The 2,144-nt window shown below is 30.3% G+C and carries 2 protein-coding genes; both read left to right on the top strand.

Annotated features, from left to right (window positions below):
* Positions 1-206 precede the first annotated feature (206 nt).
* Positions 207-1,310, top strand: coding sequence for a hypothetical protein (locus tag ACH2DQ_RS13440; RefSeq protein ID WP_395027070.1), 1,104 nt, complete (start codon positions 207-209; stop codon positions 1,308-1,310).
* Positions 1,311-1,634: 324 nt separating this feature from the next.
* Positions 1,635-2,144: hypothetical protein (locus tag ACH2DQ_RS13435; protein WP_395027068.1), on the top strand; the 510-nt coding region annotated here is incomplete at its 3' end.

The following is a 2,144-nucleotide window of genomic DNA, read 5'->3' as shown; positions in this document are numbered from 1 at the left end:
AAATTGGTGGGCATTAACTTCTGATCTGTGTTTTAATACACAAAATGCGCTTTTTAATACATTTTCATCCACTGGATTTTCAAATTATGTTATTTTTGTACTATATATTTGAAATATCTCAGATTTGATTCCATTACAAATAAATCAATATATTCCAAACAACACATTTTTAAATATAGTTTATAAAAAACAAAAGGAGCATAATAATGAATCAGGAAAACCAAAAGCAAGAAGAAAAGATCACAACACCTCAAAATACGGATTTATCAGCGAAGAAAGAAAATCAGAGTTCGGAAAAACACCCGATATCCAACATTGTATCGGAAGCAAAGGAGATTTCTCAACCCACTGAACAAAGCAGCATTATCCCTTCCATCAATGATTTTAAAAAAAATGAGAAAGAGAATCAGTCGGTTAATCCCGAAAAAAAGCAGGAACAATCACAAAATAATAAAGAATCCAGCAAACCTTTTCCTTCTGTCCAGGATATTACATCAAGATCTCCAAAATATGACCCTGAAAGAATGAATAACCACATCCAGAATCTGATTAAAGAAAAAAAGGCACATTTAAAAAAGATTGCAAATTTAGAAGACCAGGTCAATCAATTAAGAAAAGACTTATCAGCAAATAATACACGTGTTCCAAAGACTGAAAAAATGATTGATATCTTCTCTACTGCTCAGGAGAATGCAGAAAAATATTTTGATAATATTAAAAATCTTGCAGATGAAGAGATGGCAAAGGCGAAAAAAACTGCGGATGAAACAATCACAAATGCAAATCAAAAAGCACAACAGGTATTAGCTTTGGCAGAAAAAAAGGCGCTTTACATTCAGGAAAAAGCATCCGAACAGGCATTGGAACTACAGAAAAAAAATGGAATTATGATGCAGGAAACAGAGCGTTATAAATCCTCTATTGAGGCTCAGCTAAACGAAGCAAAAGCCAAAATAGAAACCTCTGAGAACCAGGCAATTGAAAAAGCAGAACGAATTATTATTAAGGCGAAAGAAGATGCGGCAAACATTTTGACAGAAGCAAACATGAAGCTGGAACTGGCTAATAAAAAGCATGACCAGATTATCGACCGTGCCGAAGATCAGGTTGAACATATCGTAAGTTGTGCCCGTACAGAGTATGAAGGTCTGCGCTCTTTGATCGATAAAAGTTCACTTCAATATATTGAATTGTGTAAAGATTTGTCTGATTTTGACTATCTTTACAGTTTCACCGAAACGATAAATTCACAGCCTGAGGAGGATGAAGATGATTCTGAATCCGAGAACAGTGATAATAAAGTGAAATAATTTTTATAGAAAAATCCCCCCGTTATCAATTCAAATATGGATAACGGGAGATTTTTTTATTTCAATTTTTTACCACCAACATGTTTAAACTACATAAAAATAAACATTCAATACATTGAGATAACCAAAAGAAGAAAGTGTGATAAACTACAATAAATAACAGTGCAAAAAAATAACAGGATTAAAGTCCAACAATACTATCAAAAACAATTCTATAATATCTTTTAAGAAAGGAAAATATAAAGGTATATATGTCATTTTAAGCATAAAAAGACAAAAAGAATAGATATTCTAACTTTATATTTATAGGAGCCATATAGATAAATGAAAAATTACTGTGCTATAACATTAAAACGAGAATACAAAAACACACTAAGAACTACACTATTTGTACTAATATGTACGCTTTCTTTTCAGATTATTACCATTTATAATATCAACAAAATTGCAGCTGGTGATATAAAAATATTATTATTTATATCTATATTTTGCATTGTATCGTTTATTTTACAAGTTCATGTTTTCAAGATAAATCTTAAAAAATTAAAAAGTAAAAAAAATACGGAGTTGGTAAAATCAATACTATGCCAATTTCCTGTGAATCATAACAACGATCTGGAATATTTATTTAGTATCTTAAATTCTGATTTTGATCAAACTAAAATTAGTTACGGAAATTATAATTTAGGAAATATATGGATAATGGGAGACTGTTACGGAACAGATGCATCAGTAGCTTTAAAATATAGTAATATTAATAACTATCGATGGACAATTATATATACTGGAAAGTCTTACAAAAGGGGATTAGTCATTAATTGTTTAAACTCAACA

The sequence above is a fragment of the Robinsoniella sp. genome, from assembly GCF_034124845.1.
Note: the sequence above shows the minus strand (reverse complement) of the source record. Positions and strands in the feature narration are given on the sequence as shown.

Excerpts from the sequence above, each read along its gene's own strand:
- ACH2DQ_RS13440 (WP_395027070.1), top strand. The coding sequence starts at position 207 with ATGAATCAGGAAAACCAAAAGCAAGAAGAAAAGATCACAACACCTCAA.